Origin of the sequence: Aeromicrobium chenweiae (assembly GCF_003065605.1) — a bacterium.
Taxonomy (GTDB): Bacteria; Actinomycetota; Actinomycetes; order Propionibacteriales; family Nocardioidaceae; genus Aeromicrobium; species Aeromicrobium chenweiae.
This window is the reverse complement of the sequence record NZ_CP026952.1, coordinates 201051-215618: the sequence shown is the minus strand read 5'-3', so window position 1 is coordinate 215618 and position 14568 is coordinate 201051. Positions and strand designations below refer to the sequence as shown.

Genomic DNA, 14568 nt, shown 5'->3' with positions numbered 1-14568 from the left:
AGCACCCGTCCCGAACTCCACCCACTAGCGAAGGAGCCAGCCATGGCATTCGCCGATGTCCGTGAGTACACCCATTTGACCGACGAGGAGGTCGAGGCCATCGGCCGCGAGCTCGACGAGATCCGCGCGCAGGTCGAGGCCGAGCGCGGCCAGGCCGACCGTGACCACGTCACCCGCGTCATCACCCTGCAGCGCCGCCTCGCCGCCGCCGGACGCATCACGCTGTTCGCCAGCATGTTCCCGCCCGCGTGGCTGCTCGGCACCGTGATGCTCGGCTCGGCCAAGATCCTCGAGAACATGGAGATCGGCCACAACACGATGCACGGCCAGTGGGACTGGATGAACGACCCGGAGATCCACTCCAGCAACTGGGAGTGGGACACGACCCAGCCGGCCGAGCAGTGGAAGCACTCGCACAACTACATCCACCACCAGTTCACCAACGTCCTCGGCCACGACAACGACATCGGCTACGGCATCCTGCGGATGTCGCGCGACCAGAAGTGGACGCCGTACAACCTCGGGCAGCCGGTCTACAACGCGCTGCTGGCGCTGTTCTTCGAGTGGGGCGTCGCGCTGCACGACCTCGACATCGAGGCGATCCGCAAGGGCAAGAAGGATCCCAAGCTGCTGAAGAAGCAGCTCAAGCAGATCGGCGACAAGGTCGGCAAGCAGGCGTTCAAGGACTACGTCATGTACCCCGCGCTGAGCGGTCCGTCGTTCTTCCACACATTGTCGGCCAACTTCACCGCCAACATCATGCGCAACGTGTGGTCGTACATGATCATCTTCTGCGGCCACTTCCCCGACGGGGCGGTGCACTTCTCCGAGGAGGAGCTCGAGGACGAGACGCGCGCCGAGTGGTACCTGCGCCAGATGCTGGGGTCGGCGAACTTCGAGGGCGGCAAGCTCCTGCACCTCATGAGCGGCCAGCTCGGCTACCAGATCGAGCACCACCTCTTCCCCGACCTGCCGAGCAACCGGTACGCGGACATCGCGGTCAAGGTCAAGGACATCTGCCGGCGGTACGACATCCCGTACACGACCGGACCGCTGCACAAGCAGTACGGCCAGACGCTGCGCACGATCATGAAGCTGTCGCTGCCGAACCGGCGTACGACCGACAACCCGGCACCGGTGGCCCCGCGCAAGCGTCGCCGCCTCGACGACTCCGAGCGCCCGACCCGGCGCTCCGAGCTCGGCAAGTGGTCGGCCGCGGCGTCGGCGTGACCGCGGTGAGTGACGCCGCGGCGGTGCCGTTCGCGTGCCGGGACGACGACGGCCGGGTCCACGACGGCGTCGTGAAGAGTCGCGCCATCCGGTGCGCCCTCAGCCGCATCTGCGGCGTCTGCGGTGAGGTGCTGACGCGGCCCATCGCGTTCCTCGGGCCGGAGGACGAGGCACTGGACGGCCTGTTCACGTTCCCGCCGACCCATGTCAGCTGCGCCCACGACGCGATCGCGGCCCGCACGGCCCTGGGTCAGGCGGAGGCTCCCCGGCGGTGGCTCGTGGTCACGACGGGCGGCTTCGACCTCGTCCGTCCCACCCGCCGAGGCGATCCCGTCCTCTTCCACCCCAACTCGGTCATCGACACCGCCTCCCCTCCCCGCTGAGCCGCCCTCCCCGTCAGGGGACGCGGGCGGTCCAGGCGGGATCGAGGTACTTGCTCTCGGCGAGCGCCGCGGCCTCCTCGAGCGTCGCGGCGTCGATCTCGACCTCGGTCAGGCCGTAGCTCTGGCGGAAGTGCTCGAGCATCGCCTCGACGACGTCCTCGCGGCTGAGCCCGGTCTGGCTCCGGATCGGGTCGACGCGCTTGGCGGCGCTCACGGTGCCCTTGTCGCTGAGCTTCTCGCGGCCGATGCGGAGGATATCGAGCATCTTGGCCGCGTCCATGTCGTACGACATCGTCACGTGGTGCAGCACGACACCGCTCGCGAGCCGCTTCTGGGCCGCGCCGCCGATCTTGCCCTGCGGCGAGGCGATGTCGTTGAGGGGGACGTACGTGGCATCGACGCCGAGCTCGCGCAGGGCACGGATGACCCACGCGTCCAGGAAGGCGTACGACTCGGCGAACGACAGGCCCTCGACCAGCGTCGCCGGCACGTACAGCGAGTACGTGATGGTGTTGCCGGGCTCGACGAACATCGCCCCGCCGCCGGAGATCCGCCGCACCACGGTGGCCCCGTGGCGCTCGGCCGCCTCGAGGTCGACCTCGTTCGAGAGCGACTGGAACGAGCCGATGATGACAGCGTTGGACGCCCACTCCCACACGCGCAGCGTGGGTGGACGCAGCCCCTCGCCGACCTGCCGGGCCACGATCTCGTCGATCGCCATCTGCGCCGGCGGGTGCTGGGGACCCGCGTGCAGGAGCTCGAAGTGGTGGTCGTGCCACGCCGTGCTGCGCCCGAGAGCGCGCAGCACGGCGTGCGCGACCGCCGGCGGGTCGAAGCCGACCATGACCGCGTCGCCGCGCGCCTGGTCGATCGCCGCGACGAGCGCGCCGAGGCTCGCCTCCGCCGAGAGCCCTTCGAGGGCGTCAGACATCCGGCCCAGCGCCTCGTCGGGCTCCAGGAAGAAGTCACCGCTCAGGACGACGTCGCGGATGACTCCGTCGTCGACCTCCAGGTCGACCACGACCAGCTTGCCGCCGGAGACCTTGTACTCGCCGTGCATGAGGGTCACACAGCGTTCGAGAGGGCGTCGAACTGCTCGTCGGTCAGCTCGATGGCCGCCGCGCCGACGTTGTCCTCGAGGTGGTCGATGCTCGACGTCCCCGGGATCGGCAGCATGACGGGCGAACGCCGGAGCAGCCACGCGAGGGCGAGCTGCGAGGGGGTCGCGCCCTGCTCCTTCGCGATCTCCTCGAGCGGGCCGCCGTCCTTGACGAGGCCGCCGGTCGCGAGCGGGAACCACGGGATGAAGGCGATGCCCTGCTCCTCGGAGTAGTCCAGCAGCGCCTCGGCGGAGCGGTTCGAGAGGTTGAACAGGTTCTGCACCGAGACGATCGTCGCGATCTCCTGGGCCTGCTTGAGCTGGTCGACGTCGACCTCGCTGAGGCCGATGTGCCGGATCTTGCCCTCGTCCTGCAGCGCCTTGAGCTCGCCGATCTGGTCCTCCAGCGGCACCTCGGAGTCGATGCGGTGCAGCTGGAACAGGTCGATGGTGTCCAGGCGCAGCCGGCGCAGGCTCAGCTCGGCCTGCTGGCGCAGGTACGCCGGACGGCCGACGGGGTGCCATTTGTCGGGGCCCTGGCGGGTCAGCCCGGCCTTGGTCGCGATGACCACGTCCTCGGCGTACGGGTGCAGCGCCTCGCGGAGCAGGTCCTCGGCGACCTCGGGGCCGTACGAGTCGGCGGTGTCGAAGAACGTGACGCCCAGCTCGACGGCGCGACGCAGGACGGCGATCGCACCGTCGCGGTCGGTGGGCTCACCCCAAACGCCCTTGCCCGGCAGCTGCATCGTGCCGTAGCCCAGGCGTACGACGGGCAGGTCGCCACCGAGCTGGAACGTACCGGACGGGGCGGCTGAGAGAGGTGAGGTCATGCCTGTTGCAAGGAGACCCGACCGACCGTTATTCCGGGACCCCCCGGGACGACCGGGCCGTAGGACGAGGAGCAGGCGGAGCCCGCGCGGCTCCGCCTGCTCGATCGTCCCGTGGGCCTCAGGACTCCTTGGCGGCGTCCTTCAGCTCCTCGGCGATCGGGGAGGTCATCGACTCCGGACCCGTGCTGTAGACCACGGCATCGTCCTCGACGGGTGCGGCCGGCTCGTCCAGCACGGCGGCGGGCTTGGACTTGGCCGGCACCTTCTTGGCGGGAGCCTTCTTCGCTGCCGCCTTCTTGGCTGCGGCCTTCTTGGCCGGTGCGACCGACGCCGGGGTCGCCTCCCCGGGCTTGATGGACGTCGCCCGCTTCGCGGTCGACCGGGTCTTCGGGTTGATCGTCGCCGGTGCGGGATCGGCCATCGTCGTCGTGGCACCGGGCGTGCGCGTGGGCTTCGGCGCGGGCGGCTGGGTGACCGGCTCGGTGCTCACCTTCGGGGGCGCGGGGGCCGTGGGCGCCGAGCTGGACGGAGCCGGGGTCGGTGCGTCCGACGAGCCGGCGCTGTCGTGTCCGCCGAGACCGGGCAGCAACGGTGCGATCTTGCGAGCGACGGCCGTGGTGACGCCCACGCCGCCGTGGACCGCACCGGTCACCAGGTGCTGGGCGATGGACACGGGAGTGCTGAGGATCTTGGTGATCATGGGAGCTCCGATTTCATTCGGGGAGGGACTCCAGGTCTCGTACCCAGCACCCCCGACCTCACACCGTTCGGGAGACGCGGTTGCTCAGCCCAGGAGCGCAGGGTTGCCGACCGTCATGTCGAAGCCCTTCATCAACACCGTGCCCGCGAACTCCGGGGACTCCAGGTAGCCCTCGACCATCGCTCCGTCCCGCAGCGCGACCAGCTGATCGCCCACCGCGTCGGCACGGTCGACTCCTGCTTCGCGCAGCGTCTCGCGCACCGTCGTGCGGAACCACTCGCGGTGGCGGGCGACCGCGCGTCGGGGGCGCGAGTCCTTCCGAGCGTCCTCCGCGCCCGCATTGATGAAGTGGCAGCCGCGGAAGTCCGGCCCGCACAGGTACGTCGCTATGCCCTCGAAGAACGCCCGCAGCCGCTCGGCCGGGTCGGGGTGCTCGACGGCCAGCTGGTCGAACCACTGCCGGAACTGCTCGTCGACCGACTCCAGATAGGCCACGACCAGGTCTTCCTTGCTCGGGAAGTGCCGGTAGAACGTCGCCTTCGTGACCTTGGCCTCGGCCACCACCCGATCGACGCCGACGGTGTTGATGCCCTCGGCGTAGAAGAGCTCACCCGCGGTGCGGAGAAGGCGGTCCCTCGCGTCGGAGGGACGGGCCGCTGTCGTCGTCATCACACCATTCTAGCAGGACAGACAGACAGGTCTGTCTTGACAACCCTCCTCCGAGGTGTCATCGTCGAGTAGACAGACCTGTCTGTCTAGAAAAACAGGACATCACCCATCGAACGCAAGGAAGACCATGAAGACATCTCGCAAGGCCCGGAACGTCACCATCGCCGCTGTCGCCGCCGTGGCCGCCGTCGGCATCGTCGGCGTCAACTCGGCGCAGGCCGAGCCGAAGCACCCCGCCCCGTCCGCGAAGCCGACCATCGTGCTCGAGCACGGCGCGTGGGCCGACGCCTCGTCCTGGAACGGCGTGGTCAAGCGCCTGTCGCACGACGGGTACGACGTCGTGGCCGCCCCGAACCCGCTGCGCGGCCTGCCGCAGGACGTGGCCAGCCTCCGCGGCCTCCTCAGCACCATCAAGGGCCCTGTCATCCTGGCCGGACACTCCTACGGCGGCGACGTCATCACCGAGGCGGCGACCGGCAACAAGAACGTGAAGGGCCTCGTCTACATCGCCGGGTTCGCGCCCGACGCCGGCGAGAGCATCAGCTCGCTCCTGGAGAAGCCGCTGACGCACCCGACGCCTCCCCTGCCCGTGGTCCCCGTGGCGATCACGAACCCGGACGGAACGCAGTCGACCGAGATCTACCTGGACCGCAAGGGCTTCCGGGCGGCGTTCGCGGGCGATGTCCCGAAGGGCACCGCGGACCTGATGGCGGCGACGCAGCGCGCCACCGACGCGTCCGCACTGACCGGCAAGATCTCCACACCGGCGTGGAGGAGCATCCCGTCGTGGTACCTCGTGGGAACCCAGGACCAGGCCATCGCGCCCGAGCTCCAGCGGTTCATGGCCAAGCGGATGCACGCCACGACCGTCGAGATCAAGGCGTCCCACGCCTCGCTCGTCAGCCACCCGTCAGCCGTGACGGACCTGATCGAGCGCGCCGCGCGCACGGTTCGCTGACCGCACCACCCACGCAGGGCCGACCGGATCGTTCCGGTCGGCCCTGCGTGCGTCACGCTCACACGTACAGGAAGGTCTCCCCCGGATCGCTCAGCAGCCGACCCACCTCGGCCAGGACGTTCGACCCCAGCTCGCCGTCGACGAGACGGTGGTCGAACGACATCGCGAGCTGGGTGACCTGACGGACCACGACCTCGCCGTCGACGACCCACGGCATCTCCCGCACCGCGCCGAACGCGAGGATCGCGGACTCGCCGGGGTTGAGGATCGGCGTGCCGGCGTCCACGCCCAAGGCGCCGATGTTGGTGATCGTGACGGTGCCGTGGGACATCTGCTCCGGCGAGGTCCTGCCGGCCCTCGCCGTCTGGACCAGATCGTCGAGGGCGTGGGCCAGGCCGGCCAGGTCGAGCGTGTGGCTGTCCTTGATGTTGGGCACCATGAGCCCGCGCGGGGTGGCCGCGGCGATGCCGAGGTTCACGTAGTGCTGCAGGACGATCTCCTGTGCGTCCTCGTCCCAGCGGGCGTTGATGTCGGGGAAGCGGCGGATCGCGAGCAGGAACGCGCGAGCGACGAACACCAGCGGCGTCAGGCGGACCCCGTTCCAGGCACGGTCGGCCTTCAACCGGCGGACCATGTCCATGGTGCGGGTGACGTCGACGGTCAGCCACTCCGTGACGTGCGGGGCGGTGAACGCGGACCGGGTCATCGCGGCCGCCGTCGCCTTGCGGACGCCCTTGATCGGCACCCTGGTCTCCCGACCCGTCGCCGGCACCTGCGCGACCGGCTGACCGCCGGTTGCTGCGGCCTCCACGTCGCCACGGGTGATGAGGTCGCCCGACGACGGTGTGACGGTCGAGAGGTCGACGCCGAGCTGCTTCGCCAGGAGGCGCACGGGCGGCTTCGTCCTCCCGCGGCCGGCTGACGTCCGCTCCGGCGGCGGCACCACGGCGGTGGCCACCGCCGGCGCCCCGTCCTCGCGGGCCCGCAGGCGTCGGCGGCGGGGAGCGGCGTCGGTGGGTGCCTTGCCGACGAGAACCAGAGGCTCTTCCTCGCGCTCCGCGGTCGGGGGCGGCGGTGCCACCGGCGCGGAGACACCGTCCTCGATGCTGATCAGCACGGTGCCGACGTCGACGGTCGTACCTGTGTCGACGTGGACGGCGACGATGGTGCCGGCCGCCGGCGACGGCAGCTCGACGATCGACTTGGCGGTCTCGATCTCGACCAGGGTGTCGTTGATCTCGACCGACTCCCCGACGACGACGTGCCAGGTGACGATCTCGGCCTCGGTCAGGCCTTCGCCGACGTCGGGCAGGGCGAACTCGAACATGGTCTGCTCGCTCTCTAGAAGTGGAGGCTCTGGTCGACGGCCTCGAGGAGACGGTCGACGTCGGGCAGGAAGTCGTCCTCGACGGATGCCGGCGGGTACGGCACGTTGTAGGCGCCCACCCGCAGGACGGGCGCCTGCAGGTCGTAGAAGCACGACTCGGTGATGGCCGCCGCGATCTCGGCGCCGATGCCGGCGAAGGTTGACGCCTCGTGGACCACGACGACCCGGCCCGACGCGGACGCCTCCCGGCGCAGCGTGACCAGGTCGAGCGGGGAGATCGACCGCAGGTCGACCACACCGACCGAGAAGCCGTCCTCCTCAGCGGCCGCGGCAGCAGCGAGTGCTGTGGTGACGGTCGGGCCGTGGGCGACGAGCGTGCAGTCCGTCCCGGGGCGGAGCACGGCCGCGGCGTGGAGGTCGTGGGCGGGGTGCTCCGACACCTCGGCCTTGTCCCAGTAGCGGCGCTTCGGCTCGTAGAAGATGACCGGGTCGTCCGACGCGATGGCCTGCTGGATCATGTGGAAGGCGTCGTCGGGGTTCGAGCACGACACCACCCGAAGGCCCGCGGTGTGCGCGAAGTACGCCTCGTTCGACTCGCTGTGGTGCTCGACCGCGCCGATGCCACCTCCGACGGGGATGCGGATGACGACCGGCAACGACAGCAGGCCGCCCGAGCGTGCCCGCATCTTCGCGAGCTGGCTCACGATCTGGTCGAACGCGGGGTAGACGAAGCCGTCGAACTGGATCTCGCAGACCGGCCGGTAGCCGCGGAGGGCGAGCCCGATCGCAGTGCCCACGATGCCCGACTCGGCCAGCGGGGTGTCCACGACCCGGGCCGGGCCGAAGTCCTTGTGGAGCCCGTCGGTCACGCGGAAGACGCCGCCGAGGACGCCGACGTCCTCGCCCATGACGACGACCCGGTCGTCCGCCTCCATCGCCGCGCGCAGGCCCGCGTTGATCGCCCCGCCGAGCGTCATGGTCGCCATGTCAGTTCTCCGATCCGTAGGAGGCCGCGTGCGCCAGGTGCGCCGCCCGTTCCGCGGTCATTCCGGGGTGCGGCTCGGCGTAGACCGCATCGAACACCGATTCCAGGGCGGCGCCGGTGATCGAGCGGCACGCGGTGCGCACGGACGCCGCGAAGTCGCCGGCCTCCTCGGCCAGATCCGTGAAGTAGGCCTCGTCGACCCCCGAGGAACGGAGGAACGCCTCGCTGCGGACCAGGGGATCGCGCAGCTGCCACGCGGCGACGTCGTCCGCGGAGCGGTAGCGCTGGGGATCGTCGGAGCTGCTGTGGCCGCCGAACCGGTACGTCTGCGCCTCGACCAGCGCCGGCCCGCCACCGTCCCGGATGCGCTCGGCGGCCAGGGAGGTGATGGCGTGCACGGCCATCACGTCGTTGCCGTCCACGTGGAACGCGTCCAGGCCGAAGCCGGCGGCGCGCACGTGCAGCGGTGTCCGCATCTGCGTCGCGGTCGGGGTGGAGATGGCCCACTGGTTGTTCTGGCAGAAGAACAGCACGGGCAGCGAGCCGGCCGCGGCCCAGTTCAACGCCTCGTTGACGTCGCCCTGGCTCGCGGCACCGTCACCGAAGTAGGTCGCGACGACCTCGTCGCTGCCCTCCATGGCGGCACCGGCGGCGTAGCCCGTCGCGTGCAGCGTCTGCGTGCCCAGCACCAGGGAGTAGATGTGGAACCGCGACTCGGCCGGGTTCCATCCGGAGTGCGCGGCGCCCTTCCACTGGCGCATCAGGTCCGCGGGCGAGATGCCCCGGCACAGGGCCGCGGCGTGCTCGCGATAGCTCGGGAAGACCATGTCGGTGGGCCGGAGCGCACGGACGGATCCGACCTGGGCGGCCTCCTGCCCCCAGCTCATCAGCCACAGGCTCAGCTCTCCCTGCCGCTGCAGGGCCAGCGCCTCCTGGTCCAGACGCCGCGCCAGCACCATGTCGCGGTGCAGCTCCTGCGCGAGCTCGACCGAGACGCCGATCGACGCGCCGGCGTCGGTCAGCGTTCCGTCCGGGCCGATCAGCTGGAACATCGGCTGTCCCTGACGCAGCGACGCGAGGTCCTGGACGTGCTCGTTGACTGCAGATGACATGGGCGTTCTCCTTCGCCGGCGGGCGGTAGGAAGGGGTGACCTCCGGCCCGTCGGATGGGTCGGCAGGTGGTGGCGCGGAGGTGCTAGCGGCCGGTGCGGGCCGCGTCGAGGCGGGAGCGCACGACCGCGAGGGCCGCGGCGCTCGTCGACACGTCGTGGTCGGTCGCCGTCGTGAGGATCTCCGAGACCGTCGTCCCGATCCGCTCGACACCCGCGAGGACCTGCTCCTCGGTCTTGTCCTGCAGCTCGCTGCCGACCTGGATCAGGCCGCCCGCGTTCGCGACGAAGTCGGGCACCCAGGTGATGCCCCGGTGGCGGAGCGCCTCGCCCACCTCGGTGGTGAGCAGCTGGTTGTTGGCCGCCCCGCACACGACCTGGGCCGAGAGGGCCGCGACCGTCGCGGGCGTGAGCGTCGCACCGAGGGCGCAGGGCGCGTACACGTCCACGGGCAGGTCGATGACCGAGTCGGCCGTCCTGACGTCGTCGTAGAGGTCTCGGACACGGTCCAGCGCGGGGCCGTACGGGTCCGACACCACGACGGACGCACCCTGCTCGGCGAGCAGGCCGATCAGGTGCACCCCGACCTTGCCCGCCCCCTCGACGCCGACCGTCCGTCCGGTCAGACCGTCCGCGCCCCAGGTGAGCCGGGCGGCGGCCTGCATAGCGCAGAACACGCCGTACGCCGTGGAGAACCCGCTGTCCCCCGAGCCTCCCGCGGCGGTGGTGCGGCCGACGATGTGGCGGGTGCTCTGGCCGATGACGTCGAGGTCGTCCGAGGTCGTGCCGACGTCGGCTGCGCTGATGTAGCGCCCTCCGAGGGTGTCGATGAACCGCCCGTAGGCCCTCAGCAGCTCGGGCGTCTTGAGCGTGCGGGGATCGCCGATGATGACCGCCTTGCCACCACCGAGGGGCATCCCCGCGGCGGCGGCCTTGAACGTCATGCCCTGGGCCAGGCGCAGCCCGTCGGTCAGGGCCTCGGCCTCTGACCGGTAGGGGAAGAAGCGCGTGCCGCCGAGGGCGGGACCGAGCGTCGTGTCGTGGATGCTGATGATGGCCCGGAGGCCGGTCTCCACGTCGCGGCAGAACACGACCTGCTCGTGGCCGGCGTCGGCCAGCTCATCGGTCCGGTCGAAGACCCTGTCGGGTGAGACATCGTGGGTGAGAACGTCGACGGACATGCGATCAGCTCATTTCATGTCGAGGACGGAGCCGGTGGGCCACGTCGCATCTGGATCGACTGCCGGTGGATCGCACCGCCAATCTGCTACCAAGATCATGGGCAGTGGTGGCACACCGGTCAAGAGATGCCGCGGCAACGTGGCAAAGTGCCACGCTGCCGCGTATCGCGACCTCCCGAAGGTTCACATCTTGATCAGCTCCCGGACAAGGAGGAGAACAGCCGCTCGTAGCGCTCCGACGGATCGAGAGTGAGTCCGGACTTCACGAGCTTGGCCCAGTCGTCGGCCAGCACCTCGTCGAGACCCGACTCGACGGCGTCCAAGGCGGCGACCGCCAACGTGGCTGGCGAGATCTTCGGCGCCTCCAGGCCCGCGACCATGTCCGTGTCCACCAGACCCATGTGGACCCCGACGACGTGCGTGCCCTGGTCGGCGAGCTCGATCCGCGCACTGTCGGTGAGGCTCCAGGCCGCCGCCTTCGAGGCGGCGTAAGCGCCGGACCCCGGCGCGGTGAACCACGACATCGCCGAGATGAGGTTGAGGATGGCGCCTCCCCCGTTGGCCTTCAGGATGGGCGCGAATGCCTGGGTCATGAGGAGCGGACCGTAGAAGTTCGTGTCCATCTCTCGCCGGACGTCCGTCACGTCGCCGGAGATGAGGGACGTGCCGCTCGAGATCCCGGCGTTGTTGATCAGGACCTGGACGTCGCCGGCCACGGCGGCGGCGGCCTGGATCTGCGCGGGGTCCGTGACGTCCAACCGGATCGGCTCCACACCGTCCACGTCGACAGCGCCACTGCGCGACGCTGCGTAGATCTTGGCTGCTCCGCGCTCCTTGAGCTGCGCGACGAACTCCGCGCCGATCCCTCGATTGGCTCCGGTCACCAGCACCACGGCGTTCTTCAGCTGCATGAGATTCTCTTTCTGTAGCGATCACTATGAATTGCGTGTTCACGGTACCACGTTCCATAGTGATCACTACGATATGCTGGAGACATGGCAGGCAGACCGAGAAGCTTCGACCGCGACACCGCGCTGGCTGCGGCCGTCGAGCAGTTCTGGCGCACCGGCTACGACGAGACGTCCATCGCGATGTTGACCAAGGCCATGGGCGTCACTCCGCCCAGCCTGTACGCGGCGTTCGGCGACAAGGACAACCTCTTCGAGGAGGCGTCCGCGCTGTACTTCCGTTGGACCTGCGAGGGCCTCGACCGCGCGCTGGCCCGCCCGACCGTCCGCGACGCCATCGCCACGATGCTCGACGACACCGCCCGCGTGCACACCGATACGGGCACACCGCTGGGGTGCCTCATGCTGACCGAGCCCCGCCTCGCCGAACAACGAGCGGTCGTCCACCGTCGACTCACGGACCGCATCGCACAAGGACTCGCAGACGGCGAGCTCCCGGCCACCGTTCGGCCGGACGAGCTGGCGTCATTCCTGGTGGCCGTCCTGCGCGGCATGTCGGGCTGCGCCAGGGACGGCGGCTCGGCCGAGGAGGTTCTCGCCATCGCCAGGGCCGCCGTGGCCGCGATACCGGGACCGCCGCCCAGCCGCGAGCAGGGCTGACGGGGTCGACCAACGAGAAAACCCCCGACTTCACTGCAATTCCAGTGAATATCGGGGGTTCTCATCGTGCGGTGGCGGTGGGATTTGAACCCACGGTGGGCGTGAACCCACACAACATTTCGAGTGTTGCACCTTCGGCCGCTCGGACACGCCACCGCGGAAGACCTTACCGGACCTCCGTCGTGGGGCCGAACCCGCCCGGTCCCTGGCGTCAGCCGGCGACGTGGGAGCGCAGGACCGCGCCGACGGCGGCCATGTCCGCGAGCACCCGGTCGCGCGGGTCGTCCGGCGCCTCCTCGGACCAGCTGGCCAGGACGGCGTAGGCGACGCGCGCCTCGGGACCGGCGACGACGCCGACGTCCGCGCGGACCGTGCTGATCGTCCCGGTCTTGTTGACCAGGGTGATCCCGCGGTCGGGATCGGCGTGCGCGAGGGGGTCGAGGCCGAACGCGGCCGCGACCATCGACAGGTCGGCGTTGGCCGCGATCCACCGCAGCACACGGGCGCTCACGTCCGCGGAGACGATCTCGTCCCGGTGCAGGCGCGCCATCAGGTCGGAGAGCTCGCCGGCGCATCCGGCCGACAGGGTCCACGGGTGCTCTGGGCCACGGTCGTCGCGGACGATGTCGAGCAGGGCCGACCGCTCGAAGCCCAGCGAGGCCGTGGTCGCGGCGATCGCGTCGATGCCCACGTGGCGCACCAGGACGTTCGTCGCGTAGTTGTCGCTGAAGCCGCCGACCAGCCAGCACAGGTCGTCGATCGCGAGCGAGTCCTGCCGCAGCAGGTACCAGAGCCCGGACTCGGCCACCGCGACGTCCGGCGTGCGGGCCAGCCGCTCGGCCAGGTCGAGCGTCCCCTCCTCCGACCGGCGGGCGATCTCGATCAGCAGGAACAGCTTGCCGATGCTCGCGGTGCGCGACACCCGGTCGGGTTCGACCGACGCCAGCACCTGCGACGAGGTCGCGTCGCGCACGCAGACCGACCAGTCCACGTCGTCGGACAGCGCGGGGAGAAGCACGATCACACCCTAGTCAGACTGTCGTCAGGAAGTCGGCCAGGATGCGGCGCCCGCCCTCGAGCGACGCGACCGGCACCCGCTCGTCGATGCCGTGCATGCCGGAGCGTCGTCGGCCGTCGGGGTCGAGGCCGGCCGGCGCGAACCCGTAGCAGGAGATGCCGAGGCCGCTGAACGCCTTGGCGTCGGTCCCCCCGCCCAGGCAGCCGGGCACGACCACGGCCAGCGGGTCCTCACGGCGGATCGCGGCCGCCATCGCGTCGAACCACGCCCCGTCGACCGGCGCCTCCACGGACGGCTCGCGCACGATGTGCTCGAACGTGACCGCGTCACCGATGAGCCCTGGCAAGGTCGCCAGCAGCTCGTCCTCGAAGCCCACCGGACACCGCACGTCGACCTCGGCCTCTGCGACCCCGGGGATCACGTTGACCTTGTAGCCCGCCCGCACGACGGTCGGCGTCGTCGAGGCACGGACCGTGAACACCGCGGCTCCCGCGGCGTCCCCGAGGGCCTCGATCGTGCGCAGCACACCGTCGTCGGTGGACAGGTCGTACGGGACGCCGAGCGCGGTCGCGGTCTGCTCCAGCTCCGCCCGGACGACGGCCGACACGTGCAGCGGCCACCGGTGGTGGCCGATCCGGTGCAGCGCGTCGACCAGGGCCTGCACGGCGCCGCCCTCGCTCGGCCGCGAACCGTGGCCCGACGTGCCGGTGGCGGTCAGGCGCAGGTGCAGCGTGCCACGCTCCCCGGCCGCGATGCGCGCGAGCCGCACCGGCTCACCGCCGACACCGGGATGCTCCTCCACGACCCCGCCCGACTCGCCGATGCCGACCGCGACGCCCGCGAACAGCCCGGGGTGGTGGTCGACGAGCCACTGCGCGCCGTACGCACCGTCGGTCTCCTCGTCCGCCACGAACGCCACCACGACGTCGCGCCGGGGCCGCTGCCCGGTCGCCGCCCAGTCGAGCAGCACCGCCAGGGTCATGGCGCACATGTCCTTCATGTCCATCGCGCCACGCCCCGTCACGTAGCCGTCGAGGACCTCGCCGCCGAACGGGTCGAACGACCACTGGTCGGGCTCGGCCGGCACGACGTCCAGGTGGGCGTGCACCAGCACGCGCTCGAGCCCCGGCTCGGTGCCCTCGACACGCACGACGACGTTCGTCCGCGCGGGTGCGTCCTCACGGGCCAGGACGACCGGCGCGTACCCGGCCTCGACGAGTCGGTCGCGGATCCACAGGGCCGCGGACCGCTCCCCCTCCGCGTCGCCCGGGCCCCGGTTGGTGGTGTCGAACCGCAGCAACGTCTGCAGGACGGCCACGACGTCCGGGCGCTCCACCACGCTGGGCTCCTCACGCTGCAAGATCAGGCATTCGCGCATTTGCGGAACACATCACGGGCCTCACTGTGCACCAGTCACCCCGATCAGGTCCAGTTTTCCCGCGAGATCCGCGTGCCGTGTGAATGTTGTGTTACGCATCTTGGCCAAATCATTGACATCACCGATCCCCTGA

The 14568-nt window shown here is 70.4% G+C and carries 15 protein-coding genes and 1 tRNA gene; 4 read left to right on the top strand and 12 right to left on the bottom strand.

Going from position 1 to position 14568, the window contains the following annotated elements; translation table 11 throughout:
- Window positions 1-42: 42 nt before the first annotated feature.
- Together C3E78_RS01025 and C3E78_RS01020 are read left to right on the top strand one after the other, a co-directional pair.
- On the top strand, window positions 43-1230 hold the full coding sequence (locus tag C3E78_RS01025) for a fatty acid desaturase family protein (RefSeq protein WP_108576566.1): 1188 nt from the start codon (window positions 43-45) through the stop codon (window positions 1228-1230).
- Window positions 1227-1613, top strand: a complete 387-nt coding sequence (locus C3E78_RS01020; RefSeq protein ID WP_135804886.1) for a hypothetical protein — start codon at window positions 1227-1229, stop codon at window positions 1611-1613. Before C3E78_RS01025 ends, C3E78_RS01020 begins: the two co-directional genes overlap by 4 nt.
- Window positions 1614-1626: 13 nt before the next feature.
- On the opposite strand, the gene lplB is transcribed toward C3E78_RS01020, so the two are convergent.
- The 4 genes from lplB to C3E78_RS01000 form a co-directional block, all read right to left on the bottom strand.
- The gene (lplB, locus tag C3E78_RS01015; protein WP_108580689.1) at window positions 1627-2673 is read right to left on the bottom strand and encodes a lipoate-protein ligase small subunit; all 1047 of its coding nucleotides are present in this window, start codon (window positions 2671-2673) and stop codon (window positions 1627-1629) included.
- Window positions 2674-2678: 5 nt separating this feature from the next.
- On the bottom strand, window positions 2679-3542 hold the full coding sequence (locus C3E78_RS01010; RefSeq protein ID WP_108576564.1) for an aldo/keto reductase: 864 nt from the start codon (window positions 3540-3542) through the stop codon (window positions 2679-2681).
- A gap of 118 nt (window positions 3543-3660) precedes the next feature.
- Window positions 3661-4242 carry a hypothetical protein gene (locus C3E78_RS18100; RefSeq protein ID WP_135804885.1) on the bottom strand — a complete coding sequence of 194 codons (582 nt, stop codon included), beginning with the start codon at window positions 4240-4242 and terminating at the stop codon, window positions 3661-3663.
- 84 nt (window positions 4243-4326) lie between these two features.
- The gene (locus tag C3E78_RS01000) at window positions 4327-4911 is read right to left on the bottom strand and encodes a TetR/AcrR family transcriptional regulator (protein WP_108576563.1); all 585 of its coding nucleotides are present in this window, start codon (window positions 4909-4911) and stop codon (window positions 4327-4329) included.
- Between the two features lie 127 nt (window positions 4912-5038).
- On the opposite strand from C3E78_RS01000, the gene C3E78_RS00995 reads away from it, so the two are divergent.
- Window positions 5039-5869, top strand: coding sequence for an alpha/beta fold hydrolase (locus tag C3E78_RS00995; RefSeq protein WP_108576562.1), 831 nt, complete (start codon window positions 5039-5041; stop codon window positions 5867-5869).
- Window positions 5870-5927: 58 nt separating this feature from the next.
- On the opposite strand, the gene C3E78_RS00990 is transcribed toward C3E78_RS00995, so the two are convergent.
- The 5 genes from C3E78_RS00990 to C3E78_RS00970 form a co-directional block, all read right to left on the bottom strand.
- Window positions 5928-7196, bottom strand: a complete 1269-nt coding sequence (locus tag C3E78_RS00990; protein WP_108576561.1) for a dihydrolipoamide acetyltransferase family protein — start codon at window positions 7194-7196, stop codon at window positions 5928-5930.
- A 14-nt stretch (window positions 7197-7210) separates the two neighbouring features.
- Window positions 7211-8182: an alpha-ketoacid dehydrogenase subunit beta gene (locus tag C3E78_RS00985; protein WP_108576560.1), complete on the bottom strand. Its 972-nt coding sequence runs from the start codon at window positions 8180-8182 to the stop codon at window positions 7211-7213.
- Window position 8183: 1 nt separating this feature from the next.
- Complete coding sequence (locus C3E78_RS00980; protein ID WP_108576559.1) at window positions 8184-9293, bottom strand: thiamine pyrophosphate-dependent enzyme; 1110 nt, start codon at window positions 9291-9293, stop codon at window positions 8184-8186.
- Between the two features lie 83 nt (window positions 9294-9376).
- Window positions 9377-10471 (bottom strand): Glu/Leu/Phe/Val family dehydrogenase, encoded by a 1095-nt coding sequence (locus C3E78_RS00975; RefSeq protein ID WP_108576558.1) that lies wholly within the window; start codon window positions 10469-10471, stop codon window positions 9377-9379.
- A 194-nt stretch (window positions 10472-10665) separates the two neighbouring features.
- Entirely contained in the window at window positions 10666-11382 is a 717-nt protein-coding gene (locus C3E78_RS00970; protein ID WP_108576557.1) for an SDR family oxidoreductase, read from the bottom strand.
- Window positions 11383-11466: 84 nt separating this feature from the next.
- Between C3E78_RS00970 and C3E78_RS00965 the strand changes: the two genes are divergently transcribed.
- The gene (locus tag C3E78_RS00965) at window positions 11467-12039 is read left to right on the top strand and encodes a TetR/AcrR family transcriptional regulator (RefSeq protein ID WP_108576556.1); all 573 of its coding nucleotides are present in this window, start codon (window positions 11467-11469) and stop codon (window positions 12037-12039) included.
- Window positions 12040-12108: 69 nt separating this feature from the next.
- Here the strand turns inward: C3E78_RS00965 and C3E78_RS00960 are convergent.
- From C3E78_RS00960 to C3E78_RS00950, 3 genes are all read right to left on the bottom strand, one after another.
- Window positions 12109-12195: transfer RNA gene (locus C3E78_RS00960), tRNA-Ser, on the bottom strand.
- A gap of 55 nt (window positions 12196-12250) precedes the next feature.
- Entirely contained in the window at window positions 12251-13057 is an 807-nt protein-coding gene (locus C3E78_RS00955; protein WP_159085765.1) for a serine hydrolase, read from the bottom strand.
- A 13-nt stretch (window positions 13058-13070) separates the two neighbouring features.
- Window positions 13071-14396, bottom strand: coding sequence for a M20/M25/M40 family metallo-hydrolase (locus C3E78_RS00950; RefSeq protein WP_235833731.1), 1326 nt, complete (start codon window positions 14394-14396; stop codon window positions 13071-13073).
- Window positions 14397-14568 lie beyond the last annotated feature (172 nt).

Bases quoted from the DNA above. Each gene is read 5' to 3' on its own strand.
- C3E78_RS01025 (WP_108576566.1), top strand. From the start codon at position 43: ATGGCATTCGCCGATGTCCGTGAGTACACCCATTTGACCGACGAGGAG.
- lplB (WP_108580689.1), bottom strand. From the start codon at position 2,673: ATGCACGGCGAGTACAAGGTCTCCGGCGGCAAGCTGGTCGTGGTCGAC.
- C3E78_RS01010 (WP_108576564.1), bottom strand. From the start codon at position 3,542: ATGACCTCACCTCTCTCAGCCGCCCCGTCCGGTACGTTCCAGCTCGGT.
- C3E78_RS18100 (WP_135804885.1), bottom strand. From the start codon at position 4,242: ATGATCACCAAGATCCTCAGCACTCCCGTGTCCATCGCCCAGCACCTG.
- C3E78_RS01000 (WP_108576563.1), bottom strand. From the start codon at position 4,911: ATGACGACGACAGCGGCCCGTCCCTCCGACGCGAGGGACCGCCTTCTC.
- C3E78_RS00995 (WP_108576562.1), top strand. From the start codon at position 5,039: ATGAAGACATCTCGCAAGGCCCGGAACGTCACCATCGCCGCTGTCGCC.
- C3E78_RS00990 (WP_108576561.1), bottom strand. From the start codon at position 7,196: ATGTTCGAGTTCGCCCTGCCCGACGTCGGCGAAGGCCTGACCGAGGCC.
- C3E78_RS00985 (WP_108576560.1), bottom strand. From the start codon at position 8,182: ATGGCGACCATGACGCTCGGCGGGGCGATCAACGCGGGCCTGCGCGCG.
- C3E78_RS00980 (WP_108576559.1), bottom strand. From the start codon at position 9,293: ATGTCATCTGCAGTCAACGAGCACGTCCAGGACCTCGCGTCGCTGCGT.
- C3E78_RS00975 (WP_108576558.1), bottom strand. From the start codon at position 10,471: ATGTCCGTCGACGTTCTCACCCACGATGTCTCACCCGACAGGGTCTTC.
- C3E78_RS00970 (WP_108576557.1), bottom strand. From the start codon at position 11,382: ATGCAGCTGAAGAACGCCGTGGTGCTGGTGACCGGAGCCAATCGAGGG.
- C3E78_RS00965 (WP_108576556.1), top strand. From the start codon at position 11,467: ATGGCAGGCAGACCGAGAAGCTTCGACCGCGACACCGCGCTGGCTGCG.